At 65.0% G+C, this 22,939-nt stretch carries 25 protein-coding genes and 1 tRNA gene; 14 read left to right on the top strand and 12 right to left on the bottom strand.

Features of this window, described 5'->3' with window-relative positions; translation table 11 throughout:
- Nucleotides 1-10 precede the first annotated feature (10 nt).
- From hisD to BM002_RS04890, 9 genes are all read left to right on the top strand, one after another.
- The gene (hisD, locus tag BM002_RS04930) at nt 11-1,312 is read left to right on the top strand and encodes a histidinol dehydrogenase (RefSeq protein ID WP_092777849.1); all 1,302 of its coding nucleotides are present in this window, start codon (nt 11-13) and stop codon (nt 1,310-1,312) included.
- A complete protein-coding gene (locus BM002_RS04925) occupies nt 1,309-2,196 on the top strand; it encodes a GIY-YIG nuclease family protein (protein ID WP_092777847.1) in 888 nt (295 codons plus the stop codon). The genes hisD and BM002_RS04925 overlap by 4 nt, the downstream gene beginning before the upstream one ends.
- Nucleotides 2,193-2,663: a UPF0262 family protein gene (locus tag BM002_RS04920; protein WP_245749125.1), complete on the top strand. Its 471-nt coding sequence runs from the start codon at nt 2,193-2,195 to the stop codon at nt 2,661-2,663. The genes BM002_RS04925 and BM002_RS04920 overlap by 4 nt, the downstream gene beginning before the upstream one ends.
- A 2-nt stretch (nt 2,664-2,665) precedes the next feature.
- Entirely contained in the window at nt 2,666-3,106 is a 441-nt protein-coding gene (locus BM002_RS04915; RefSeq protein ID WP_092777843.1) for an arsenate-mycothiol transferase ArsC, read from the top strand.
- 330 nt (nt 3,107-3,436) lie between these two features.
- The gene (infA, locus tag BM002_RS04910) at nt 3,437-3,655 is read left to right on the top strand and encodes a translation initiation factor IF-1 (protein WP_055087116.1); all 219 of its coding nucleotides are present in this window, start codon (nt 3,437-3,439) and stop codon (nt 3,653-3,655) included.
- Between the two features lies 1 nt (nt 3,656).
- Nucleotides 3,657-4,223, top strand: coding sequence for a Maf family protein (locus tag BM002_RS04905; protein ID WP_092777841.1), 567 nt, complete (start codon nt 3,657-3,659; stop codon nt 4,221-4,223).
- On the top strand, nt 4,220-5,224 hold the full coding sequence (locus BM002_RS04900) for a ribonuclease E/G (protein WP_092777838.1): 1,005 nt from the start codon (nt 4,220-4,222) through the stop codon (nt 5,222-5,224). Before BM002_RS04905 ends, BM002_RS04900 begins: the two co-directional genes overlap by 4 nt.
- A complete protein-coding gene (locus tag BM002_RS04895; RefSeq protein ID WP_092777836.1) occupies nt 5,221-5,412 on the top strand; it encodes a DNA gyrase inhibitor YacG in 192 nt (63 codons plus the stop codon). The genes BM002_RS04900 and BM002_RS04895 overlap by 4 nt, the downstream gene beginning before the upstream one ends.
- A 101-nt stretch (nt 5,413-5,513) precedes the next feature.
- Nucleotides 5,514-5,588, top strand: a tRNA-Phe gene (locus BM002_RS04890).
- Nucleotides 5,589-6,327: 739 nt separating this feature from the next.
- Here BM002_RS04890 and BM002_RS04880 read toward each other — a convergent pair.
- The 8 genes from BM002_RS04880 to BM002_RS04845 form a co-directional block, all read right to left on the bottom strand.
- Nucleotides 6,328-6,675, bottom strand: a complete 348-nt coding sequence (locus BM002_RS04880; RefSeq protein ID WP_139212264.1) for a hypothetical protein — start codon at nt 6,673-6,675, stop codon at nt 6,328-6,330.
- Between the two features lie 50 nt (nt 6,676-6,725).
- The gene (gene csgH / locus BM002_RS04875; protein ID WP_139212263.1) at nt 6,726-7,022 is read right to left on the bottom strand and encodes a curli-like amyloid fiber formation chaperone CsgH; all 297 of its coding nucleotides are present in this window, start codon (nt 7,020-7,022) and stop codon (nt 6,726-6,728) included.
- A 98-nt stretch (nt 7,023-7,120) separates the two neighbouring features.
- The gene (locus tag BM002_RS04870) at nt 7,121-7,537 is read right to left on the bottom strand and encodes a hypothetical protein (RefSeq protein ID WP_092777830.1); all 417 of its coding nucleotides are present in this window, start codon (nt 7,535-7,537) and stop codon (nt 7,121-7,123) included.
- A gap of 92 nt (nt 7,538-7,629) precedes the next feature.
- Nucleotides 7,630-7,986, bottom strand: a complete 357-nt coding sequence (locus BM002_RS04865) for a hypothetical protein (RefSeq protein ID WP_092777828.1) — start codon at nt 7,984-7,986, stop codon at nt 7,630-7,632.
- Nucleotides 7,987-8,301: 315 nt separating this feature from the next.
- Entirely contained in the window at nt 8,302-9,513 is a 1,212-nt protein-coding gene (locus BM002_RS04860) for a helix-turn-helix transcriptional regulator (protein WP_139212262.1), read from the bottom strand.
- A gap of 749 nt (nt 9,514-10,262) precedes the next feature.
- Complete coding sequence (locus BM002_RS04855) at nt 10,263-10,871, bottom strand: hypothetical protein (RefSeq protein ID WP_092777824.1); 609 nt, start codon at nt 10,869-10,871, stop codon at nt 10,263-10,265.
- A gap of 110 nt (nt 10,872-10,981) precedes the next feature.
- Nucleotides 10,982-12,088, bottom strand: a complete 1,107-nt coding sequence (locus BM002_RS04850) for a LysM peptidoglycan-binding domain-containing protein (protein ID WP_092777822.1) — start codon at nt 12,086-12,088, stop codon at nt 10,982-10,984.
- A 253-nt stretch (nt 12,089-12,341) separates the two neighbouring features.
- Complete coding sequence (locus BM002_RS04845; protein ID WP_245749161.1) at nt 12,342-12,932, bottom strand: Arm DNA-binding domain-containing protein; 591 nt, start codon at nt 12,930-12,932, stop codon at nt 12,342-12,344.
- 268 nt (nt 12,933-13,200) lie between these two features.
- On the opposite strand from BM002_RS04845, the gene BM002_RS04840 reads away from it, so the two are divergent.
- Nucleotides 13,201-14,019, top strand: coding sequence for a bifunctional allantoicase/(S)-ureidoglycine aminohydrolase (locus BM002_RS04840; RefSeq protein WP_092778786.1), 819 nt, complete (start codon nt 13,201-13,203; stop codon nt 14,017-14,019).
- On the opposite strand, the gene bhcR is transcribed toward BM002_RS04840, so the two are convergent.
- The gene (gene bhcR, locus BM002_RS04835) at nt 13,997-14,836 is read right to left on the bottom strand and encodes an HTH-type transcriptional regulator BhcR (RefSeq protein WP_092777820.1); all 840 of its coding nucleotides are present in this window, start codon (nt 14,834-14,836) and stop codon (nt 13,997-13,999) included. The two genes, BM002_RS04840 and bhcR, sit on opposite strands and share 23 nt — an antisense overlap.
- Nucleotides 14,837-14,998: 162 nt before the next feature.
- Here bhcR and bhcA point away from each other — a divergent pair, with 162 nt between their 5' ends.
- The 4 genes from bhcA (at nt 14,999) to bhcD (ending at nt 19,401) form a co-directional block, all read left to right on the top strand.
- Nucleotides 14,999-16,189, top strand: a complete 1,191-nt coding sequence (gene bhcA, locus BM002_RS04830; RefSeq protein WP_092777818.1) for an L-aspartate--glyoxylate aminotransferase BhcA — start codon at nt 14,999-15,001, stop codon at nt 16,187-16,189.
- A complete protein-coding gene (gene bhcB, locus BM002_RS04825; RefSeq protein WP_092777816.1) occupies nt 16,186-17,169 on the top strand; it encodes a beta-hydroxyaspartate dehydratase BhcB in 984 nt (327 codons plus the stop codon). The genes bhcA and bhcB overlap by 4 nt, the downstream gene beginning before the upstream one ends.
- Nucleotides 17,170-17,179: 10 nt before the next feature.
- Nucleotides 17,180-18,340: a 3-hydroxy-D-aspartate aldolase BhcC gene (gene bhcC, locus BM002_RS04820; protein ID WP_092777814.1), complete on the top strand. Its 1,161-nt coding sequence runs from the start codon at nt 17,180-17,182 to the stop codon at nt 18,338-18,340.
- A gap of 95 nt (nt 18,341-18,435) precedes the next feature.
- Entirely contained in the window at nt 18,436-19,401 is a 966-nt protein-coding gene (gene bhcD / locus BM002_RS04815; RefSeq protein WP_092777812.1) for an iminosuccinate reductase BhcD, read from the top strand.
- 77 nt (nt 19,402-19,478) lie between these two features.
- Here bhcD and BM002_RS04810 read toward each other — a convergent pair whose 3' ends face one another.
- The 3 genes from BM002_RS04810 to puuE are packed head-to-tail and all read right to left on the bottom strand — an operon-like array spanning nt 19,479 to nt 22,856.
- The gene (locus BM002_RS04810) at nt 19,479-20,927 is read right to left on the bottom strand and encodes a nucleobase:cation symporter-2 family protein (protein ID WP_092777810.1); all 1,449 of its coding nucleotides are present in this window, start codon (nt 20,925-20,927) and stop codon (nt 19,479-19,481) included.
- Nucleotides 20,928-20,958: 31 nt separating this feature from the next.
- Nucleotides 20,959-21,462: an ureidoglycolate lyase gene (locus BM002_RS04805; RefSeq protein WP_092777808.1), complete on the bottom strand. Its 504-nt coding sequence runs from the start codon at nt 21,460-21,462 to the stop codon at nt 20,959-20,961.
- A complete protein-coding gene (gene puuE, locus BM002_RS04800) occupies nt 21,459-22,856 on the bottom strand; it encodes an allantoinase PuuE (RefSeq protein ID WP_092777806.1) in 1,398 nt (465 codons plus the stop codon). The genes BM002_RS04805 and puuE overlap by 4 nt, the downstream gene beginning before the upstream one ends.
- Nucleotides 22,857-22,939: the final 83 nt, after the last annotated feature.

Here is a 22,939-nt window from a genome sequence, read left to right as displayed (position 1 = left end):
CGAGAGTCCGATGCCGCAGTTCCTGAATGCCACCGATGCCGATTTCGAGGCCCGTTTCGCGGCCCTCCTGACCATGAAGCGGGAGGATGCGCCCGACGTGGACGAGGCAGTGGCGGCGATCATCGCCGATGTCCGGGCGCGGGGGGATGCGGCGATCTGCGATCTGACGTCGCGGTTTGACCGGCTGGACCTGACGCCTGAGACGATGCGGTTTTCGGCAGACGAGATTGCGGATTACGCGGGGCAGGTGTCGGCCGAGGATCGCGCGGCGCTGGAGTTGGCCGCCGCCCGCATCCGTGCCTATCACGACCGGCAGATGCCCCGCGACGAAAGCTGGGTCGACGAGACGGGCGCGACCCTGGGCTGGCGCTGGACGCCGGTGTCGGCGGCGGGGCTTTATGTGCCGGGCGGATTGGCCAGCTATCCTTCGTCTGTCCTGATGAACGCCGTGCCCGCGCGCGTGGCCGGGGTCGAGCGGTTGGTGATGTGCGTGCCGACGCCCGACGGGGTGGTCAATCCGCTCGTCCTGCTGGCGGCGCAGATTTCCGGCGTGACCGAGATCTATCGCATCGGCGGGGCGCAGGCGGTGGCGGCCATGGCCTATGGCACCGACACCATCGCGCCGGTGGACAAGATCACCGGACCGGGCAACGCCTTTGTCGCCGCGGCCAAGCGGCGCGTGTTCGGGCGGGTCGGGATCGACATGATCGCGGGGCCGTCCGAGATTCTGGTGATTGCGGATGCGCAGAACGACCCCGACTGGATCGCCGTCGACCTGCTGAGCCAGGCTGAACACGACGAGAGCGCGCAGAGCATCCTGATCACCGATGATGCCGCGTTCGGCGCGGCGGTGGCGCGGGCGGTGGACAAGCGGCTGGAGACGTTGGAGCGGCGGGCCATCGCCGGGGCAAGCTGGCGCGATTTCGGCGCCGTCGTTGTGGTGCGGGATCTGGCGCAGGCGGCAGAGCTGTCGAACCGGATTGCACCCGAACACCTGGAGCTGGCCGTGGCCGACCCCGATGCGCTGGCCGCGAAGATCACCCATGCGGGCGCGATTTTCCTCGGCCAATGGACGCCAGAGGCCATCGGCGACTACATCGGCGGCCCGAACCACGTGCTGCCCACGGCCCGGTCGGCGCGGTTTTCGTCGGGCTTGTCGGTGATGGACTTCATCAAGCGGACGACGATGGCCCGGATGACGCCCGAGAGCCTGCACGCGATCGGCCCGGCGGCGGTCCGGCTGGCGACGTCCGAATCGCTGGAGGCCCATGGGTTGAGCGTTCAGGCCCGGCTGGACCGGTTGAACCGGTGACGCGTGGCCGCTCGCTGGAGCTCTATTTTGCGGATGGCACACCCGACGGCATTCTGACGGCGGAAGTGTTCGGCTGGACCGGGCATGTTCTGCGCATTCCACGGCTGCGACTGGCGGATGGGTTGCGGCGGCCGGAAGCGGGGTTCACCGGCGCCTACCTCCTTCTTGGGGAGCAGGACGGCAGGCCCCGCGCCTATGTCGGAGAGGCGGAAAGCGTCGTCGCGCGCATCCGGAGCCACGACGCGCAGAAGGATTGGTGGAGCGAGGCGCTGATCCTGACCACATCCGCCGACAACCTGCACAAGGCGCATGTCCGGTATATCGAGGCTCGGCTGGTGCAGTTGGCGCGCGCCGCCGGGAACGCCGATCTGGACAACGGCAACGATCCGTTGCCCGCCTCGCTGACCGAGGCGCAGCGCGCGAACATGGAAGAGTTCCTCGACATGCTGCGGATGGTGTTGCCGGCCCTCGGGGTCACGCTGCTCGACTCCGCGCGTCGCCCCGCGCAGGACGTCGCGCCGACCGACCCGGCCCCGATGTTCGTGCTGCAAAGCGCGCGGATCGGTGTGGATTGTCGCGCGCGGCTGGACGGTGCGCGTCTGACGGTACTGGAGGGATCGGTGGCGCGACGCGACTGGGTGGGCCTCGGGGAACATGACTATGGCTACAAGGCGCTTCGGGCCCGGTTGATCGATGAAGGCGTGTTGCGGACGGGGGAAAGTCACGCCATGTTCACCCAGGATTACGCGTTCAACTCTCCCTCTGCCGCCGCCGCCGTGGTGACCGGGCGCGCGGCAAACGGGCGGGTGGAATGGCGTGCCGAACCGGGCGGACAGACATTGGCCGACTGGGAAGCCGAACAACTGAAAGATCTGCCCGAGTGACAGCCCGCATCGCAAATATCCGCATCGACGACGCCAACCTGCCGACGCCCACGCCCGAGATCGAGCAGGAGCGGGCGGTTGCGGTTTTCGACCTTCTTGAAGACAACAGCTTCGTGCCGCTGGCCGATGGCGCGCCGCAAGGGCCCTATGACCTGATGCTGGCCATCCGGGAGCGGCGGCTGGTCTTCGACATCTCGACCGAGGCGGGCAAGGCGGGGGAGTTTCACCTGTCGCTCGGGCCGTTCCGGCAGGTGGTCAAGGACTACTGGCAGATCTGCGAGGCCTATTTCGACGCGGTCAAGAAGCTGCCCCCCAGTCAGATCGAAGCCATCGACATGGCCCGGCGCGGCATCCACAACGAGGGCGCGCGCATCCTGCAGGAACGGCTGGAGGGCAAGGCAGAGGTGGATACCGACACCGCGCGCCGCCTCTTCACCTTGATCTGCGTCCTGCATTTCGGCAGCTGAGAATGGGAGACCTGCCACAATCCGTCCTCTTCTGCTGCGATCACAATGCCGTCCGGTCCCCCATGGCCGAGGGGCTGATGAAGCAGCTGCATGGCATGGACATCTACGTCCAATCGGCGGGGGTGAAGAACGACATCGACGTCGACGGGTTCGCCATCGCCGTGTGCAAGGAAATCGGTGTCGAACTGTCGCGCCACCGCACCCGCAGCTTCGACGAGATGCGCCAATGGGGCGACGACCTTGAGGGGTTCGACCTGATCGTGGCGCTGTCGCCCGCGTCGCAGAGACAGGCGCTCGAACTGGCCCGCCACGCCCATATCGACGTCGAATACTGGCCCATCATGGACCCGACCGGTCTGGGCGAGGGCCGCGAGCAGAAACTGGGCAGCTACCGCATGACGCGCGACCAGATTCTGAAGCGGCTGAAGGAACGGTTCGGCTAGGCAAACCACCCCGCAGCGACGGCCTCCACGCAAGAACGCGCGCGACCTTCCGTGCGGGGCATCGAACGGGGCCGCGACGACCGCCTCCTGACCTCTGACAGACCCGGCGATCACGACATGCGGCGGGCCAAGGGATCCGCGGCGTGACGGTCGAGACCGAAGCCCGGACGCGACGTTGCCCGCGTGAGCCGGGGAACGGGTTTCGCGCGGGTGCTGCGTCGGTACATGGCCGCCACCGGGTCACGGCGGTTTGCCTCTTGAAGTTTTCCACGATTCCCCCCATCTAGCCGCATCCGCCGCCCTGCAAGGCGGCTCACTTCAGGAGAGAACATGGCCAAGGAAGAAATGCTCGAATTCCCCGGTGTCGTGCGTGAACTCTTGCCGAACGCGACATTCCGGGTCGAACTCGAGAATGGCCATGAGATCATCGCTCATACCGCGGGCAAGATGCGCAAGAACCGTATCCGCGTGCTGGCAGGCGACAAGGTACAGGTCGAGATGACCCCCTACGACCTGACCAAGGGACGGATCAATTACCGTTTCAAGTAAGGTGCTTGTCCTCGGATCGGGCTCCCCCCGGCGGCTGGAGCTGCTCGGGCAGTTAGGTCTAGTGCCTGATGTCGTGCGCGCCCCCGACGTGGACGAGACACCGCTGCCCGCCGAATTGCCACGCGCCTATTGCGAGCGGATCACGGCGGCCAAGCTGGCCGCGGTCGAGGCGGGACCGGACGATGTGGTCCTCTGTGCCGATACGACGGTGGCCGTCGGGCGCCGCATTCTGGGCAAACCCGCTGACGCTGGCGAAGCGGCGCAATTCCTCCATCTGCTGTCCGGTCGCCGTCACAAGGTCATCACCGCCATCGGCGTGCGCCGGAGCGAGGCGACATGGGCCAGGACCTCTGTCACATCGGTGAAGTTCAAACGCCTGTCGGACGTCGAGGTGAACGGCTATCTTGCGACCGACGATTGGCGGGGCAAGGCGGGCGGCTATGCCATCCAGGGGCCCGCCGCCGCCTTCGTGTCGTGGATCGAGGGCAGTTTCAGCGGCGTGGTCGGGTTGCCGCTGCATGAGACGGCGAACATGTTGCAAGCCGCAGGGCTGGAGGTCTGGCGATGAAGGGCACACAGGTCATTCTGGGCCACCACGACGGGCGGCCCGCCGCCGCGCGGATGGTGGACGGCATTCTGGACGATCTGCTGATCGACGGGGCCGATGATCGCCCGCCGCTCGGCACCGTGTTCCGCGCGGTCTGCGACCGGCCGGTCAAGGGGCAGGGCGGCATGTTTCTGCGCCTGGGCGACGGTTTGACCGGGTGGCACCGCAATGCCAAGGGGATGGCCCCGGGGCAGGTCCTGCTGGTGCAGGTCACGGGCCATGCGGAGGCGGGCAAGGCCGTGCCCGTGACCGACCGCGTGCTTTTCAAGTCGCGCTATTGCATCGTCACGCCTGGCGCGCCGGGGGTGAATGTCGCGCGGTCGCTGGCCGATGACGAAGAGCGGGATCGGCTGCTGGAGATCGCCCACGAGACACTGCCGGAGCGGGGGGACCACGGCATCATCCTGCGGACCGCCTGCGAGGGCGTCGATGCGGCTACGCTGGCCGAGGATCTGGCGCAGACCTGGGCCCTGGCCGATCAGGTTCTGTCCGATTGGGGCGACGGGCCCGAGCGTCTGATCGACGGCCCTGACGCCCATCTTCTGGCCTGGCGCGACTGGCAGGCCGACGACGTGTCCGAAGACTGGGAGCAGGCCGCCGACCAGATCGAGGCGCTGCGCGTGCCCGACGTGCCGCTGGGCGTCGCCACCGCCTATATCGAGACGACGCGCGCCCTGATCGCGGTCGACGTCAATACGCCCGAAGGCGGGGCGGGTGGCCTGAAGGCGAACCTGGCCCTGGCCCGCGAACTGCCGCGCCAGTTGCGCCTGCGCGGGCTTGGCGGGCAGATCGTGCTGGACCTGGCCCCGATGCCCAAGAAGGAACGCCGGATCTTCGAGAGCGCCCTGCGGCAAGCCTTCAAGACCGACGTCGTCGAGACATCGCTGATCGGCTGGACCCCTCTCGGCCATTTCGAACTGACCCGCCGCCGCGAACGTCGCCCGTTGGAGGAGCTGTTGTGACCTGTCCGATCTGCGACAAACCGGCCGAGGCCAAGTACCGCCCGTTTTGCTCGGCCCGCTGTGCTGATGTGGATCTGGGGCGCTGGCTGACGGGGGCCTATGCGCTGCCCTCGACCGACCCCGACGACGCCGAGGAAGCCCTTGAGAAGACCATGGAAGAGTTGGAGCGGAGGGCCCGCCCCAACTGACGCGAGGCGACGGTGTTTTTCATCTGGACACCCCTAGTCCTCTGACTTAGACGGACGACACCCGACGGAGGCCCGGCAATCGCCACCCTCCGACACCCGGTGCCTGGGTAGCTCAGGGGTAGAGCAGTGGATTGAAAATCCTCGTGTCGGTGGTTCGATTCCGCCCCCGGGCACCACTAATACAAATAAATTGCAGTATATTGCCGTAGGTCACATAAAGCCTATCCACACCTCAGTTTGCCTTGTGCTTGGGCGGAGCGAGTTCGATGAGGTCGCTTGGGTCGTAGGATGAAGACAGGTGTGGTTGAGATGCAGCCGCGCACCCGGCGCTCGAGATACCGCCCTGAGCGGACGCTCGCCGGACCCCCCGGATGCCGCAGCGCAACTTCCGTCAAGCGGACCTTCACGTCGCTGGCGGCATGACGCAAACCGCCTCAATCTCAACGCCGAGGAGCGCGCCGTCGTCCTCGCCGTCACCCGTCAACAGCCCGGCCGTGACCGCACGCTGTGCTGGATGCCGCATTTCGACGGACGTCGGCCATCCGAGCGCCTCGGGATCACTCCGGTGTGGGTGGATCTATCGGGGGGATGATCATCGCCCGCAAGCTCAAGAACCGCAGGGAGGCAGCGGTCCCGCAAGTGCGCCCAAATACCGAACTGGCAGATCGTCAAGCGTGCCGTGATCGAGGCCGGGCAGCCTGACGCGCCGTGGCGCAGCCCCAAGGGGCTGCGCCACGGGTTTGGGGTCAATGCCGCTGTTACTGGCACGCCGCTCGACTTATTCGGGACGTCGCTCGGACATGCCAGATCAGCACCACGGCACTTCGTGTCGATGCCGTGGGCAAGGAGGAGACGGACATCGACGTCAGTATCTGGGGCGTTGATCGATACCCATCATGGCGGCAACCGATTTGACTAGCGGCACTCTATGAGTTGGCTTTGCAACTCGCAGATGTCGGCTGCGCGGTCGTCGGTCACAGCCGACTGGACCGACAGGTTGCCGAGCCCGTCGAGCGCTTCTTCGGCGCGACCTGCCCCCGAGTCCGAACCGAGCGCGCCCGAGTCGATATCGATCTGACGATCCCCGTTCGAAACACTCATCGAAAGCGACGGCGTGCCGCCATCGGTGGAGCTCTGAATGCTGACGGAAGAGTTGTCGCCCGTCGCATCCCCGACCGAGATATGTGCATCCGCAAAGGCAGCGCCCCCGGTTGCCATAGCGGCGATCATTCCGAGCGCGATCTTCATCCGGTTTTGTGTCATGGTCTTTCTCCCATGGTTTCGAGTTTCAGAATGCGGGCCCTCCGGGTCCGCTACGGGTAGGCACAGCTGGTCTGGCCTCCGTCCCAAGTCGCGGTGAGCCGGGCGGTCACGGTGGTGGCGGATCCGCTAGAGACGCCGACGCGCCCCACGATCGCCTGGCCGTCCGCCGCATCAATCGCGAAAGATGCTCTCTGCGTATTCGAGGAGCGGCCACCCGCCCCGCGCGAGTCCACGCTCAGCGAGGCCGTGCCGCGGAGCGGGCGGGCGCTGGCGACGATGGCTGTCAGGTAGGTGATCCCGCCTGTCCCGGACGCCTCGATGCGACATTCCGTCGGATGATCTGACATGGTCTCTCCCTCTGAAATCGTGGCGACGGCAGCGCCGAGGATCAACGCGACAGCGATCAGACATCCTTTGTCCGGCCAGTCTGCGGCCACCGCGCCGGTCATCGCCAACCGCTCGCGCGGCTCCACGCGCTCCTATGTCCGACCCCGATGCTGACCGAGAGGCTGCTGCGGGATACGCTGCGGACCGTCTGGGAACCCGCCCCGTCGCCGACCTGCTGGACGACGGCATAGGAACCGGTCCCGGACTGTTCGATTTCGGCGTTGAAGTTGCTGCCGACCTGCACCGCAATTCCGGTGTTTCCGGTCCCGCTCTGGCTGATCGAGGCGGTGTTTCCGGTGCCGACCTGAACGGTCGTGGCCCGGTTGGCGAAGCCGTCCTGCGCCGTAACGGCGAAATTGCCGCTGCCGATCTGGACGACGTCCGCCTGGTTCGCCTGCGCCAGGGAAGGCACGGCGTGAAGGGACGTGGCCCCGGCGAGCAGGATTGCCGATATGTATGTGATGTAACGATGCATGACGAACCCCTGATCCTGAAATTTCTGCAGATGGTGTCCGGGTCGCGGCGGCCCTCTCCTGGAGGACAGACCGGACCCGGACAGACAGCCGATCAATCCGACTGGCTGGTGATCGAGACGTTACCCACGCCGACCTGGGTGGTCGTTGCGCTGTGGGCGAGACCCGTCTGGATCGTTCCCGACGCGTTCAGCGCGCCGAGCTGGGTGGTCGACGATCCGTTGAGGACGCCCACCTGAGCCGTGGCGGACAGGTTCGCGATGCCGACCTGGTCGGTGATCGACAGGTTCGCGGCGCCGACCTGACCCGTGCCGGAGACGTTGAAAGCCCCGTCCTGGAAGGTGCCCTGGACGTTGCCCAGGCCAAGCTGACCCACGGTCGAGACGTTGGCCTGCGCGAAGACGGGCGCGGCTGCGAGAGACAGGATGGCGGCAATGATGATCTTTTTCATGAAAATAGCTCCTTTGTTGATCCCCGGCGAAACGGCCAATCCGCAACTTTCCGGGACCCCCCAAGGCTAGCCGGGATGCGCTTTCCATGCCCGTGACCATGCATCAGGCCCCTCCGGTGCGGTCGCGCCCCCCGCATGAACCGGATGCGCGTGCTACGTCGTATGGACGGACCCCATCGAGCGACAGGCGACCCCCGGGTCTGGTGCAAATGCACCATGATCGCGTGATGGATGACGCGCCGCCGCCGGTGTCACGTCGCAACGAAAACGGCCGCGATCCGGTCGCGGCCGTGGGTCAGGCTGATGCGGAGGAGTTCAGACGGTCAGCGCAATGCGCGTCAGCCGTCCGATCAGTTCGGACTGCCGATGGGTTCCCGTCTTGTGCATGATCGAGCAGAGCTGGTTGCGCACGGTATAGCGCGACACGCAGCGCGATCGCGCGTAGTCGGCCAGCGTGGCCCCATTCAGCATGAAGCACGACAGGTCGGCTTCCGTCGCCGTCAGTCCGAAGGCGTCCGAGAGGACTTGGGGATCAAGGCGCAGCCGCGCGCTGGTATCGTGGATCGCCAGAGCGACGAGTTTGCCGTCCTGGAAGGTGAAGTTGCCGAACTCCATGTCAATCCGCTGATGCGGGGCGGGGAAGGCTGAGACGACATAATGCCCCGCGGGGGTTTCAGTGGATCGCTTTTCGATCAGGATCGGGGTGGCGGGGCGGCACCGCGTGGCCGCATCGGCGATCGCCTGTCCCAGCTTGGCGTCCGCGCAGCGGTCGTGGGCCCGCAGCTCGCGGTTCGCGCCCAGCAGTAGACCGTCGTTGCGCAGAAGGATCGCATCCGCCTCCTCGTTGACCATACGGGTCTTGCGGTGACCGTCGACGATGACCAACGGCATCGGCAGCGTTCCGAGACACCCTTCTGATATCTCGGCCCGCTCGCGCTCGATGGTCGAGCGGCACCACAAGCCGAAAGCCTGCTGGATATGCGGTCCGACCTCCCGCAAGAGATCATCCGCCCCCTGCCGCATCGACTCGGACCTGTGGGAGTAATTCGTCAAGATGGCGCAGTTGCGGTTGAGCGTGCGCGACAGGACAATGGCGGACCCGGCGGCGTAGTCGCCCTGCGGCCTGAGCCAGTCGTTCCAGAACTCGCTGCGCAGAAGCATCTCTTCCGGGACGATGTCGTCGGTATGGAGGAGCAGTCCGGCAGGGCTTCGCTCCAGGCCGGTGAGCCAGGGGTTCACGTTCATGTAATGTTCGACATAGTCGGGGAAGGCCGCGGCATCGAACCCGGTTTCGACGACGCCGACGTTGTTCAGTTCGCCCATCTGGTGCAGGTGCAGCGCGACCCCCATTCCCGGCACCGCCTCGCGCATCTGCAAACACAGGCTATGCCAGTCCGCGAGGCCGAGAGCGCAATTGTATATCGTTTCGATGAGGGTTTCTGTCGTAGGCACGCCGCGCATTGAAATGTTCCACCCGAAATACGTCTCGGTCGCCATCCGCGACCACAGTGCGGGGAGAAGGATCATGGTCGGATTTCGCGGGGCAGCGGTCCACGCTGCCGCAACAATCGTTCATACCCCGAGCACTCACATTAGCATAAAACCGCCTGTTCCGCATCAATGCTCACCGGAAATCCGCGCATCCACACTGCTGGAATACCCCCGTTTACAGGCACTCCGTAGTGCGAACACACTACGGGGAATTGATTCGTTCGGCAGCCAAATTCCGAATTTCCCATGCATTCATCCAAGATCCAAAGCCGTGCGAATCAGGTGGTAGACGAGCATCGACGACTACAGATCGGTCAGCCGACAGACCGTATGCCACGCCCGTCCGACTGTCCGAGATCCGCGCAGCGGTGACGGCGATCGCCAGGGAGCGGCGTCGGTTCGGCTATCCGCTGCCAGGCAGGGTGATGCGGAGCATGATCCCGAGAAGGGCCGGATCGGTATCCTGCTTGAGCGCCAGGGCATGACCACGAACCAGAAGACGTTGTATCGGCTCTAGAGGGAGGAAGGGTGATCGGTCATGCGACGGCGCGGACGCAGGCGAGCCCGTCGATTACGCACTGCGATGCCGGAGGCATCAAGCCCCCAATGCGCGCCACCTTTCATCGTTTGCGAAGCAAACGACTGACGCGGAGCGGGATCGCTCGAAATCCTGGCAGACAGCTTGAAAGACGCCCGCCGGAAGCTACCGAACTTCCGCGGTCCGTCCACCCGATACTTCGGAACATGGCCCCGTTGCCCGCCGCCTCGCGCGGATGACGAGACGCTTACTTCGGGCAGCCCGCACCGACGCAGTCGACGCCCCGCGCATTCACGCGGATATTGCCCAGGAGACGGTCGTTCACAAAGAACGTGTCGCCGTCGTATTCCAGCAGATCGCCGCTCAACTTCATCTGGCCGTTGGTCAGTTCCACGAACATGTCCTGATCCGCGCTGTGGGACCCGGCGGGACAACTCTCGCCCGCGCAATTGACCAGCGCGCGTGAAATGCGCTGGTCCCCGACGGCGGTCACGATCAGATACTCATCAGCCGTCACATCGACGAGTTGCCCGGACAGCGACACCGACCCATCCTTCGACGTCAGGACGACAAGTGTCGAAACCGCCGGGCGCGTCGACTCCGGACATGGATCGCCGACGCAGGTCACACCGTCGGTCGGAATGACCACCAGACCGATAGACGCCTGCATGAAGAACTTGCCGTCCTTATAGTCTGTCAGCGTCCCGGAAATCGTGTCCTGACCGTTCGCGAATTGAAGCGTGACGTCGCCGGGCTCCAATGCCGCGGCAACGGGGGACATGGCAAGCGACAGCACGGCAGACATCATGAGCGTGCTGAGAGTCTTTCGGGCCGTCATGGCGTTGTGCTTTTTCATTTTCAAACCGTTTGGTTGAGAAGAGGACCGGAACACAAAAAGGTAAAAGTACGCGCCGAAACTCGGACTGGTGAGAGGCGGGGGAACGGCCCCCGCCCCTTGCCGGATGCCTAGTTGTCGACAGTCTCCAGAATGCCGGACCGAACGATCTCGAACCATTCTCCGGACAACCGAAGGTCTTCAAGACCTGCATTGACGATCTGCAGCGCTTCGTTGGCAAAGACGTTATCCTTGGCGACAAATACGTGCATCGTCTGCTTTGACGCAAGCGCCTCGATATTCGCGACCTGATCTTCCAGGCCCAACTCGCGATAGTCCTCTTCCGCCGGAAGCGCATCGAGGGTCACGATGTCCACCTCACCGTCGAGCAGGAGTTGCCAGCAACCGTCCTGCGGAACGGGGCGAACCAGTTCCACGTTCGGCGGCATCAACTGCTCGGCTTCCAGGTCGAAGGTAAACCAGGCTTCCGGGCGACAGATGCGCGCGCCCATGATGTCTTGATAGGTGGTCGCATCCGCATAGGCGCTGCCGTTGAGCGTGTAGTATCCGACCAGTGCATCATAGAGCGGCTCGGAATGGTTGAAGCCCGTGCAACGGTAGGCGCTAGCCTCTGACAGGAATTCCACCTTGGAGCAATCCGGCTTGAACCACGGGAAGGTCATGTCGATCGCCCCGCTCGGCACCAGACTATCGAGGTGCGCGCCCCAGTCGTTCACAAAGCTGATGCTGAACTCCTGATCCGGGTTCCCTTCCGCAACTGCACGCCTGACCATCTTGGTCAGCGCACCGCCATCCGCCATGTCCTCATCGGTGAACGGAGCATAGCCGCTGCCCGTGGCGATGCGCAGCGGGCGGCTCGGGGTCGAGGTGACCGGAACCGGCGTCGGCGCCGCAGCGGCCGCGCTTTCCTGTGCGGCAGCTGCATTGGGCAAGGATCCGTCCCGGCATGGAATTTGAAGGACTTGACCGACCTGCACGATGTTGGGGTTGTCCAGAGTGTTCGAATTGGCGCTGAAGATGGCCTGGAACCCACCCGCCACGTTGCCGCGTTTTGCGATCAGGCTGAGCGTGTCGCCTCGCACGACCGTATAGGACGTGCATTCTTCCTGAGCCGCTGCGGGCGTCGTCGCAAGAACCGAGGCGGACAATGCCACCCCACCCAGGAGTTGTGCCAGAACAAGGCATCCGCGTGCGTTCAGGCCGAATTGTTTCTGCATGGTACAGGACCTCTGTGTTTGCGTGTTTCTGACCCCCAGAATCCCCGAAAAACTGGTTAAAATGTGTCGAAAGCCTGTGATTTGTTCGACTAGTATCCCAAAGATTACACCACCCGGTCACCGTCGGATGCACGTCGGCGAGACGGCAGCTGTGCAGCGTCGTCATGCCGAACGCCCATTGGAACAAAGCGTTAGGGCTCTGTGGACGATCCCTGGATCGAGGAACTCCAGGCTCACTGGCAGACCCGGACATTTATTGTTGCCCAAACGTCAACAAATCGACATCTCCCCCGTTCGCCATCGGCATGGCGCGCGACGTGAATGACTGCGGGCCGTTCGGGGCAGCATCAGGCGTAACGCCTCCTACCCCAGAACACCCCCCGTTGCGCCTCCGCCGGACGACCGCGCGCAGGGGGTGTACGCGCGTCTGTACAGAGGGTGTACGGAGGCTGTACCGGGGGTGACACGGATTTTCCCTATGAAAACAGAGGGCCGAGGTGCGGATGCGCGCTTGGAATGCTTCCTCGGCTACGAAGGTCAGCGTGTTGGTATTTCGGGCTGCCTCACGTCTGAGCCGCTCTCGCTCTTTGATTGGATCAGTGCCGACCGAGACCTCAGCGCGCCAGCGTTTGGCAAGGTCTCGCGCCTCTTTCAGCGACACAATGCTGGCTTTGCCCAGCCCTATCTCCCCGCGTCTGGCGTGGGTGGTGATCCGCAAGAACCACTGACCGCCGCCGTCGGCCAGCCCATGAGTCCAAAGCCCCGGCCATCCGAGTATTTGCCCCGACTGGCGTTCTTGACTGTCTTGGCCGTGAGCTTGTGCAGCGCAAGCATCTATCTCCACCTCTGGAACCACCCCTACATCGAGCAAGAGCTGCGACACTGCGAGACGCACTGATATCGAAGAAACGATATAACCTAAAAGTTTAACATGCGTATGAGACGGCGCGAAGCATCATTCAGTCGGTATCGCAGGCCCCCGGGCACCATCTGTTCCCTTACCATCCGGTCCCCGCTCTTTCGCCGCAGGCGATGTCGTGCGGATGATGTCACCCCATTGGCAAGCGGCGGCAATCAGGCGACGATGGTGCCACATGAGCACCGGAGCCCGCATGACCAACCGCAGCTATTTCGCCCCGACCGGCGGCCACCCGCCGCAGACCGATCTTCTGACGGATCGGGCTGTCTTCACCGAGGCCTATGCCGTCATCCCCAAGGGCACGATGCGGGATATCGTGACCAGTTTCCTGCCCCATTGGACGGGAACGCGGCTCTGGGTTCTGGCGCGACCGCTCAGCGGTTTTGCCGAGACGTTTTCGCAATACATCATGGAAGTGCAGCCGGGCGGCGGGTCTGACCATCCCGAGGCGGACGCGGGTGCCGAGGCGGGCATCTTCGTGGTCGAGGGCGGGATCACGATCACCCTCGACGGCGCGACGCAGACCCTTGCCGAAGGGGGCTATGCCTGGCTGCCGCCCGGGTCGGGCTGGACCCTGCACAACACCGGCGACGCGGTGGCGCGGTTCCACTGGATCCGCAAGCGCTATCAGGCTGTCGACGGAATTGCGGTCCCGGCGGCAGTCTTTACTTCGGACGCAGAGGTCGCACCGACGGTCATGCCCGATACGAACGGGGCCTGGGCCACGACGCGGTTTGTCGACCCGAACGACCTGGGGCACGACATGCATGTCACCATCGTGACCTTCCAGCCGGGCGGGGTGATCCCCTTCCTCGAGACGCATGTGATGGAGCATGGGCTCTATGTGCTGGAGGGGAAGGCCGTCTATCGCCTGAACTCCGATTGGGTCGAGGTGGAGGCGGGCGATTTCATGTGGCTGCGCGCCTTCTGCCCCCAGGCCTGCTATGCCGGGGGGCCGGGGCCGTTCCGCTATCTGCTCTACAAGGACGTCAATCGTCACGCGGCGCTCTAGGCCGCGCGCCAAGCCGTTGTGACAGGGTTTCGGCTGCGTCGATGACTTGGCGCGCGAAGTCGGCGACCCGGTCCGGTGCGACGCGACTGGTCGGGCCGGAGACCGAGATGCCGGCCACCACCTCGCCGTGCAGGTTGCGCACCGGGGCCGCGATACACCGCATGCCGGTGTTCTTTTCCTCGTCGTCGACCGAATAGCCGCGCGCGGCGATCCGCGTCAGATCTGCGGCCAGGGCCTCGGGGTCGGATAGCGTGGCGTCGGTATAGCGCGGCAGGGGCGACGGCAGGATGGCCGCGCGCCGCTCCGGCTCCATCGCCGACAGCAGGACCTTGCCGATGCCCGACGCATGCAGGTCGCCGCGGGTGCCGGGTGGAAAGAACGCGCGGATCGGTGCATGTGTCTCGATCTGGCTGACGAAGAGGACATCGCCGCCCGACCGGATGCCGAGGTTCGCGGTCTCGCCCGTCGCCTCCATCAGGTCGCGCATGGGTTCCCGGGCCCGTTCGATCAGGGACGTGCGACGCAGGAAGACGGACCCGATCTGAAACGCGCCGGGGCCGACATGCCAGGTCTGGTCGGAGGTATCGAGTTCCACGATGTCATGCGCCTGAAGCGTCACCAGGATGCGGTAAACGCTGGCCGCCGGGTCGCCCGTCGTCTGGGCCAATGTCGTAAGCGTCGCATTTTCCAGCTCAGACAGGCTCCGCAGCACATGCATCGCCCGGTCCAGCGCCTTGATGGTGTTCTGGTCGGTCTTGTCGTTGAAGGCCTTTGGACGGCCCCTGAGGCGCGCCGATTCCGGTTTCGGGGTGTTCATAAACTGCTCCGCATTTGGGCAACGCGCCGAAGTGAAAAATACAACTAGCTGATAAGGCACCCATAATCCGACCCGTCGCAAAATGAAAACTGTTTTCAAAAAAATTGCCCGGCGGGGTTCCGTTGCGTAAATGGAGACCGTGCCCAATCTTCGGAGATCGCCATGACCTCGCAGAACCCCGTCTTCATCCCGGGTCCGACCAATATGCCCGAGGCCGTTCGCCTGGCCTGTCACATGCCGACGATGGACCACCGGTCCCCGGCTTTCGCCGACATCCTGCATCCCTGCCTTGATGGGGTGCGCCGGGTTCTGAAGTCGACCGAGGTGGAGGTGTTCATCTTCCCGTCCACCGGCACCGGCGGGTGGGAGACGGCGATCTCGAACACCCTGTCCCCCGGCGACCGCGTCCTGGTGGCGCGCAACGGGATGTTCAGCCATCGCTGGATCGACATGTGCCAGCGTCACGGTCTGGATGTGCAGATCGTCGAGACCCCTTGGGGTCATGGCATTCCCGTCTCAACCTACGAAGAAATCCTGCGCGCCGACACGGGCCACGCGATCAAGGCGGTTCTGGCCACCCACAACGAGACGGCGACCGGCGTCAAATCCGACATCGCGGGCGTGCGCCGCGCGATGGAGGCGGCTGGCCACCCCGCGCTTCTGATGGTCGACGGGGTCAGCTCCATCGGGTCGATGGATTTCCGCTTCGACGAATGGGGCGTCGATATCGCCGTCACCGGGTCGCAGAAGGGGTTTATGCTGCCCGCCGGGCTCGCCATCCTGGGCTTCTCGCCCCGTGCCATGGCCGCGACGAAGACGGCAAAGCTGCACCGGACTTTCTTTGATGTGGCCGATATGGCCAAGGGTTATGCCAACAACGCCTTCCCCTACACGCCGCCGGTCGGGTTAATGAACGGCCTGAAACTCGCCTGCGACATGCTCTTGTCCGAGGGTCTGGAAAATGTCTTCGCCCGCCACCACCGCATGGCCGAAGGGGTGCGCCGGGCGGTCGACGCCTGGGACCTGAAGCTCTGCGCGGCGTCGCCCGACGTCTGGTCGGACAGCGTCTCGGCCATCTGCACCCCGGCCGGATTCAACGCCACCGACGTCGTGACGGTCGCTGCGCGGGACTACGACATGGCCTTTGGCGTGGGTCTGGGCGAGGTTGCGGGCAAGGTTTTCCGCATCGGCCACCTTGGCATGCTGACGGATGCGATGATGCTGTCGGGCCTTGCCGTGGCCGAAATGGCGATGGTCGACCTGGGCCTGCCGATCAAGCTCGGCTCGGGCGTCGCGGCGGCGCAGGATTATTATCGTCACGGCAACACGCAGCAGAAGGCAGCCGCAGAATGAAGGACGTGAACGGGTTGGACATCCCCACCTTTGACGACGTCATCGCCGCGCAGGACCGGATCAGGCCTTACATCCACCGCACACCGATCCTGACGTCGTCGTTCCTGAATGAGATGGCGGGCTGCGAGATGTTCTTCAAATGCGAGAACTTCCAGAAGGCCGGCGCCTTCAAGGTGCGCGGTGCCACCAATGCCGTCTTCGGCCTGTCCGACGAGATGGCGGCCCGGGGTGTGGCGACACACAGTTCGGGCAATCACGCGCTGTCGCTGTCCTATGCGGCGGGTCGGCGAGGCATTCCGTGCCACGTCGTCATGCCGCGCGCGGCCCCGCAGGCCAAGAAGGACGCGGTGCGCGGCTATGGCGGCATCATCACGGAATGCGAACCCTCCACGACCAGCCGTGAAGAGGTCTTTGCCCGGGTCGAGGCCGAGACGGGCGCCGATTTCGTCCACCCCTACAACGACCCGCGGGTGATCGCGGGGCAGGGGACCTGTAGCCTCGAATTCATGGAGCAGATGGAGGAGCATGGCGCGCCGGTCGAAATGATGGTTGCGCCCATCGGGGGCGGCGGCATGATCTCGGGCACCTGCCTGACGCTCAGCCATATCGCCCCCAAGGTGCAGATCATCGCGGCGGAGCCTGAGCAGGCGGACGATGCCGCGCGGTCCTTCCGCGCCGGACACATCATTGCCGACGATGCGCCGGTAACGGTGGCGGATGGTCTCAAGGTCCCGCTCAAGGAGCGGACCTGGCATTTCGTCAGCAACCACGTCACCGACATCCTGACCGCGAGCGAGCAGGAAATCATCGACGCCATGCGCCTGACCTGGGCGCGCATGAAGATCGTGATGGAGCCGTCCTGCGCCGTGCCGCTGGCCGTGATCCTCAGGAACAGGGACGTCTTCGCGGGCAAACGCGTGGGCGTCGTCGTCACCGGCGGAAACGTCGATCTGGATAAACTGCCCTGGATGCAGGGCTGAGGAGGCCACCATGAAAGACCTGAACTACGCAAACCTCGAAGTCGGCTATGATGTGCCCGCCGTGCCCGGCATGGACGAAGCCGACATCCAGACGCCCTGCCTGATCCTCGATCTGGACGCGCTGGAACGGAACATCCGCAAGATGGGCGATTTCGCCAAATCCCACGGCATGCGCCACCGCAGCCACGGCAAGATGCACAAATCCGTCGACGTGCAGCACCTGCAACAGGACATGGGTGGCGCCTGCGGTGTCTGCTGCCAGAAGGTGTCGGAGGCCGAGGTTTTCGCCCGCGGCGGCATCAAGGACGTGCTGGTCAGCAACCAGGTGACCCAACCCGAAAAGATCAAGCGCCTGGCCAACCTGCCGAAACTGGGCGCGCGGACCATCTGCTGCGTGGATGATCTGGCCAATGTCGCGGACCTGTCGAAAGGCGCGACCGAGGCGGGGACGCAGATCGAATGCCTGGTGGAGATCGACTGTGGCGCGGGTCGCTGCGGTGTCACCACGACGCCCGAAGTCGTCGCCCTGGCCAAGGCCATCGACGCGGCCCCGGGGCTGAAGTTCACCGGGATCCAGGCCTACCAGGGCGCGATGCAGCACCTCGACGACTACGCCGAGCGGCAGAGCAAGACCCAGATCGCGATCGAGATGGTGCGCGACGCGGTCGATGCACTGAAAGCCGAAGGGCTGCATTGCGACATCGTCGGGGGCGGCGGCACCGGGTCGTATTATTTCGAGGGGGCCTCGGGCGTCTACAACGAGTTGCAGTGCGGATCCTACGCTTTCATGGACGCCGATTACGGTCGCATCCTCGACAAGGACGGCAAGCGCATCGACGATGGCGAATGGGAGAACGCCCTGTTCATCCTGACCTCGGTCATGTCCCACGCCAAGGCCGACAAGGCCATCGTCGACGCGGGCCTAAAGGCGCAGTCTGTCGACTCGGGCCTGCCGACGGTCTTTGGCCGGACGGATGTGAAATACGTCAAATGCTCCGATGAGCATGGCGTGGTCGCAGACCCCGACGGTGTGCTGAAAGTCAATGACAAGCTGAAGCTGGTGCCGGGGCATTGCGACCCGACCTGCAACGTCCACGACTGGTACGTCGGGGTCCGCGGCGGCAAGGTCGAGACGCTCTGGCCGGTATCGGCACGCGGCAAGGCCTATTGACCGAGCGGTGCGTGGACACCACGCACCCTACACCGTCGCTTTGAATACGTAGGGTGCGTGCTCGTCACGCACCCTTTCCACACATCGAGGTCCCCATGATCATCGTTCCCGAATCCGCCATCGCCAACCTGATGACCGCAGACGATGCGTTCAAAGCGGTCGAGGCCGTCTTTGCCGCCATGTCGCGCGGCGATGCCTACAACTTCCCTGTCATCCGCGAAGCGATCGGCCATGCCGACGCGCTCTATGGGTTCAAGTCGGGGTTCGACCGTGCGGGGCTGAACCTTGGGCTGAAATCCGGCGGCTACTGGCCGGGCAATGCCGACAAGGGCCTGACCAACCACCAATCCACGGTGTTCCTTTTCGACGCGGACACCGGCAAATGTCGCGCCGTGGTCGGAGGCAACCTGCTGACCGCCTTGCGCACCGCCGCCGCCGCCGCCGTGTCGACGGCCCATCTGGCGCGCGAGGATGCGAGGGTTCTCGGCATCGTCGGCGCGGGGCATCAATCGACGTTCCAACTGCGCCAGGTCGCCGCCACCCGCGATTTCGAACGGGTCGTCGCCTGGAACCGGTCGCCCGAGAAGCTGGACCGTCTGGCCAAGGTGGCCGCAGAGCTCGGCTTGCCGTTCGAGGCCGTGTCGCTGGAAACCCTGGGTGCGCAGGCGGATGTCATTGTGACCATCGTGTCGGCCCAGGCGCCGACGCTTCTGGATGCGCATGTGCGCCCGGGCACCCACATCGCCTGCATGGGCACCGACACCAAGGGCAAGCAGGAGGTCGAAGCCGCGATCCTGGCCCGCGCCACCGTCTTTACCGACGAGGTGGCGCAATCGGTGACCATCGGCGAGGCGCAGCATGCCGTGGGGCAGGGCCTGATCGCCAAAGGCGACGTCAACGAACTGGGCGCGGTCATCAACGGCACGCATCCGGGGCGCCGGTCGGGGGACGAGATCACAGTCTTTGACGGGACCGGCGTGGGGCTTCAGGATCTGGCAGTCGCCGCCTCGGTCGTCGAGCGGGCCATTGCCGAAGGGGTCGCGGTCGAGGTCGATTTCTGATCCACCTCGCGCCTTGGAACGAGAGAGGCCCCCGCCGTTTGCAGCGGGGGCCTTTTTGATGTCCGAATGGTCGGCGTTCAGCGCTGCGAGGCGTCCCTGGCCCCGAACGTCCCATTGCCGGCCATCCCACCCGAGACTTCCTCGGTCGCCTCACCGGCCAGCTCTTCGGGCAGGATCAGGTTCAGCACGATGGCGATCACAGCCGCAGGCAGCAGGCCCGACGTCATCAGGATGCGCACGGTCTCGGGCAGGTACTGAACCGCCTGCGGGTCCAGTTGCAGGCCCAGACCGACCGACAGCGCGATGGCGAAGATAACCATGTTCCGGCGGTTCCAGTTCACGTCCGACAGCATCGAGATGCCCGCCGCCACGACCATGCCGAACATGACGATGACGCCGCCGCCCAGAACCTCGATCGGGATGGTGCGGATCACCGCGCCGACCTTGGGGACCAACCCGCAAATGATCAGGAAGATCGCGCCGATGGTCACCACGTGGCGCGACATCACGCCGGTCATGGCGATCAATCCGACGTTCTGGCTGAAGGAGGTGTTGGGGAAGCCGCCGAAGACGCCTGCCACCGCCGTGCCCAGACCGTCGGCATAGGTCGCACCGGTGATTTCCTTTTCGGTGGCTTCGCGTCCGGCCCCGCCCTTGGTGATGCCCGAGACGTCGCCCACGGTCTCCACCGCCGAGACGAAGGCCATCAGGCAAAAGCCGACGATGGCGGCAAAGCTCATCTCGAAGCCGTATTTGAACGGGATCGGGAAGGACACGGCGGCGGCGCGGCTCCAGCTTGTGGTGATGCTCTCCAGCGTGACCATGCCCATGGCCATGGCATAGAAATACCCGACGAAAATGCCGATCACGACCGCCGAGACCGCCAGCATGCCCTTGGCATAGAACTTGAGCGCCAGCGTCACGAAGATGACCACAAGCGCTGCGGACCAGTTCAGCAGGCTGCCGTATTCCGGCAGGTCGGCCGCCTTGGCGGGCACGCCCCCGGCGGCGTATTCGATGCCGACCTTGACCAGCGCGAGGCCGATCATCGTGACCACGAGGCCGGTCACCAGTGGCGGCAGGGCAAAGCGGATCTTGCCGATGAACGTGGCGATCAGCGTGTGGAACAGGCCGCCGATGACGACGCCGCCGAAGAGCGCAGGAAGTGCCTCGATGCCCTTGCCCGCGACCAGCGGGATCATGATCGGGATGAACGCGAATGAGGTGCCCTGAACGATGGGCAACCGCGCGCCCACGGGGCCGAACCCGATGGTCTGGAACAGGGTTGCGGTGCCCGCGAACAGCATCGACATCTGGATCAGATAGGTCATGTCCGGAAAGCCCTGCGCGCCCGCATCCGACCCGAAGCCGAAGCCTGCGGCCCCGGCGATGATGATCGCAGGGGTGACGTTGCTGACGAACATCGCCAGCACATGCTGGATGCCGAGCGGCACCGCCTTGGCCAGCGGTGGTGTGTAGTCCGGGTCGCGCAATTGCGCCGCCGTGCCTATGGACGTGTCGGCCATCTGTGGTTCTCTCCCTGTTGTGTCACCGGCCCTAGGGGCCCGCGGCGCCCCCCAATTCGATGCGATAGGGGGCTTCGAGCCTGTGCTCCTGAAGGTTCGCGCCGTCCCCGATGCGGTCGATCACGGCGAAGAGGCCGGGCGCGTGAAGCGGCGTCAGAACGCCATGCCAGGTGCCCCGGTGAAAGTTGACCGCCTGACCCGCGCCGACGATGAAGGCCAGCGGCGTGCCGGGTGCGCCGCCCGCGTCCGGGGCCACGGTGACCAGCCAGTCGTTGCCATGCATGGGCACGAAGCACTGGCTTCCGTCCGGGTGCCGCTCCAGCAGGTCGAGCGTGTAGGGCAGGGCGCGGGGTACGGCATCAAAGATGCTGATCCCCGCGCGCCCGTCCGCAAAGTCGAGTCGGGCGCGGTCGTGATAGCGCCCGCAAAGGCCTGCGTTGATCAGCTTGTCGGGCGCGCCCGCCACCTCCAGCACATCGCCGAAGGGGGCGAAGGCCGTGGCCGACAGCGGTGCGGTGCGGATGACCCGGCTCATGGCAACAGGTCCGCAAGGCGAAGCCGGGCGATGCGTTCCACCTGCCGACAGGCTTCGGCGAACTCGACCGTGCGGTCGTTGCCGATGCGCCGGTCCATCGCGGCAAGGATGCCCGCCTTGTCATGGTCGCGCACGGCGATGATGAAGGGAAATCCGTGCTTTGCGACGTATCGGGCGTTTCTGTCCTGAAACGTCGCCCGCTCCGCGTCGGTCAACGTGTCCAGCCCCGCGCCCGCCTGTTCCGCCGTGCTATCCGCCGTCAGCCGTCCGGCGGCGGCCAGCTTTCCGGCCAGATCGGGGTGCGCGGTCAGAACGCCCAGACGTTCGTCCTCGGTGGAAGACCGGAACATTCGGGCCAGCGCATTGTGCAGACCCGCCGCGGTGTCATGGGCTGGCCCAAGGTTCAGGTCGAAGGCGCGTTCGGCGATCCAGGGGCTATGCTCGAAGATCGATCCGTAAGCCGATACGAACGTTTTGCGGTCCATCTGCGACGGGCGGATGCGGCGAACATGGGGGTGGGTTTCGGCCCAATGTTCGGCGATTTGCAGCCGCGTGGCGAACCACACGCCCGCGTGCCCCTGGGCGTAGTCGATGAAACGGCGCAGCGCCTCGGCCCGACCGGGACGCCCCGCCAGACGGCAATGAAGGCCGACCGACATCATGCGACCGCCTTCGCGGTAAAGGCAGTCGAAACTGTCGCGCAGATAGGTCTCCCACGAGGCCCCGTCGGCGTGGCCCGCCTGAATGGCAAAGCGCATGTCATTGGCGTCGAGCGTATAGGGCACGATCAACTGATCCCGGTCACCCACCTCGGCCCAATAGGGCAGATCGTCGGCATAGCTGTCGGCGACATAAGCGAATTGCCCGGTCTCGGCGGCCAGCCGGATCGTGTTTCCCGACGAGCGCCCGCAATAGAAGCCACGCGGGGCCGTCCCCGTCACCTCGGTGTGCAGGCGGATGGCCTCTGCGATGGCGGCGCGTTCGTCGCCTTCGGCCATGTCCTTGTGTTCGACCCATTTGAGGCCATGGGACGCGATTTCCCAACCGGCCTGGGTCATTGCCTCGACCTGACCGGGACCGCGCGCCAGCGCCGAGGCAACGCCATAGACCGTGATCGGCAGATCGCGCAGCATCCGGTGCAGCCGCCAGAACCCGGCGCGGGCCCCGTATTCATAGATCGATTCCATGTTGGCGTGCCGCATTCCGGGCCAGGGCTGTGCGCCGGTGATCTCGGACAGGAACGCCTCGGAGGCGCCATCGCCGTGCAGGATGTTGTTTTCCCCGCCTTCTTCGTAGTTCAGGACCAGGTTGACGGCGATCCGGGCGCCCCCGGGCCACTGGGCCTCGGGCGGGGTTGCGCCATATCCATGCATGTCACGGGGATAACGTTGCATGCTCACTCCTTCAGGGTTGGTGCGACAATACGCCATAAAGTGACGCGGAATTTTCAAAAACCGTTTGACAGTCTCTCGCGTGA

Source organism: Jannaschia pohangensis (assembly GCF_900113875.1).
Classification (GTDB): domain Bacteria; phylum Pseudomonadota; class Alphaproteobacteria; order Rhodobacterales; family Rhodobacteraceae; genus Jannaschia; species Jannaschia pohangensis.
This window is presented reverse-complemented; position numbering and strand designations above follow the sequence as displayed.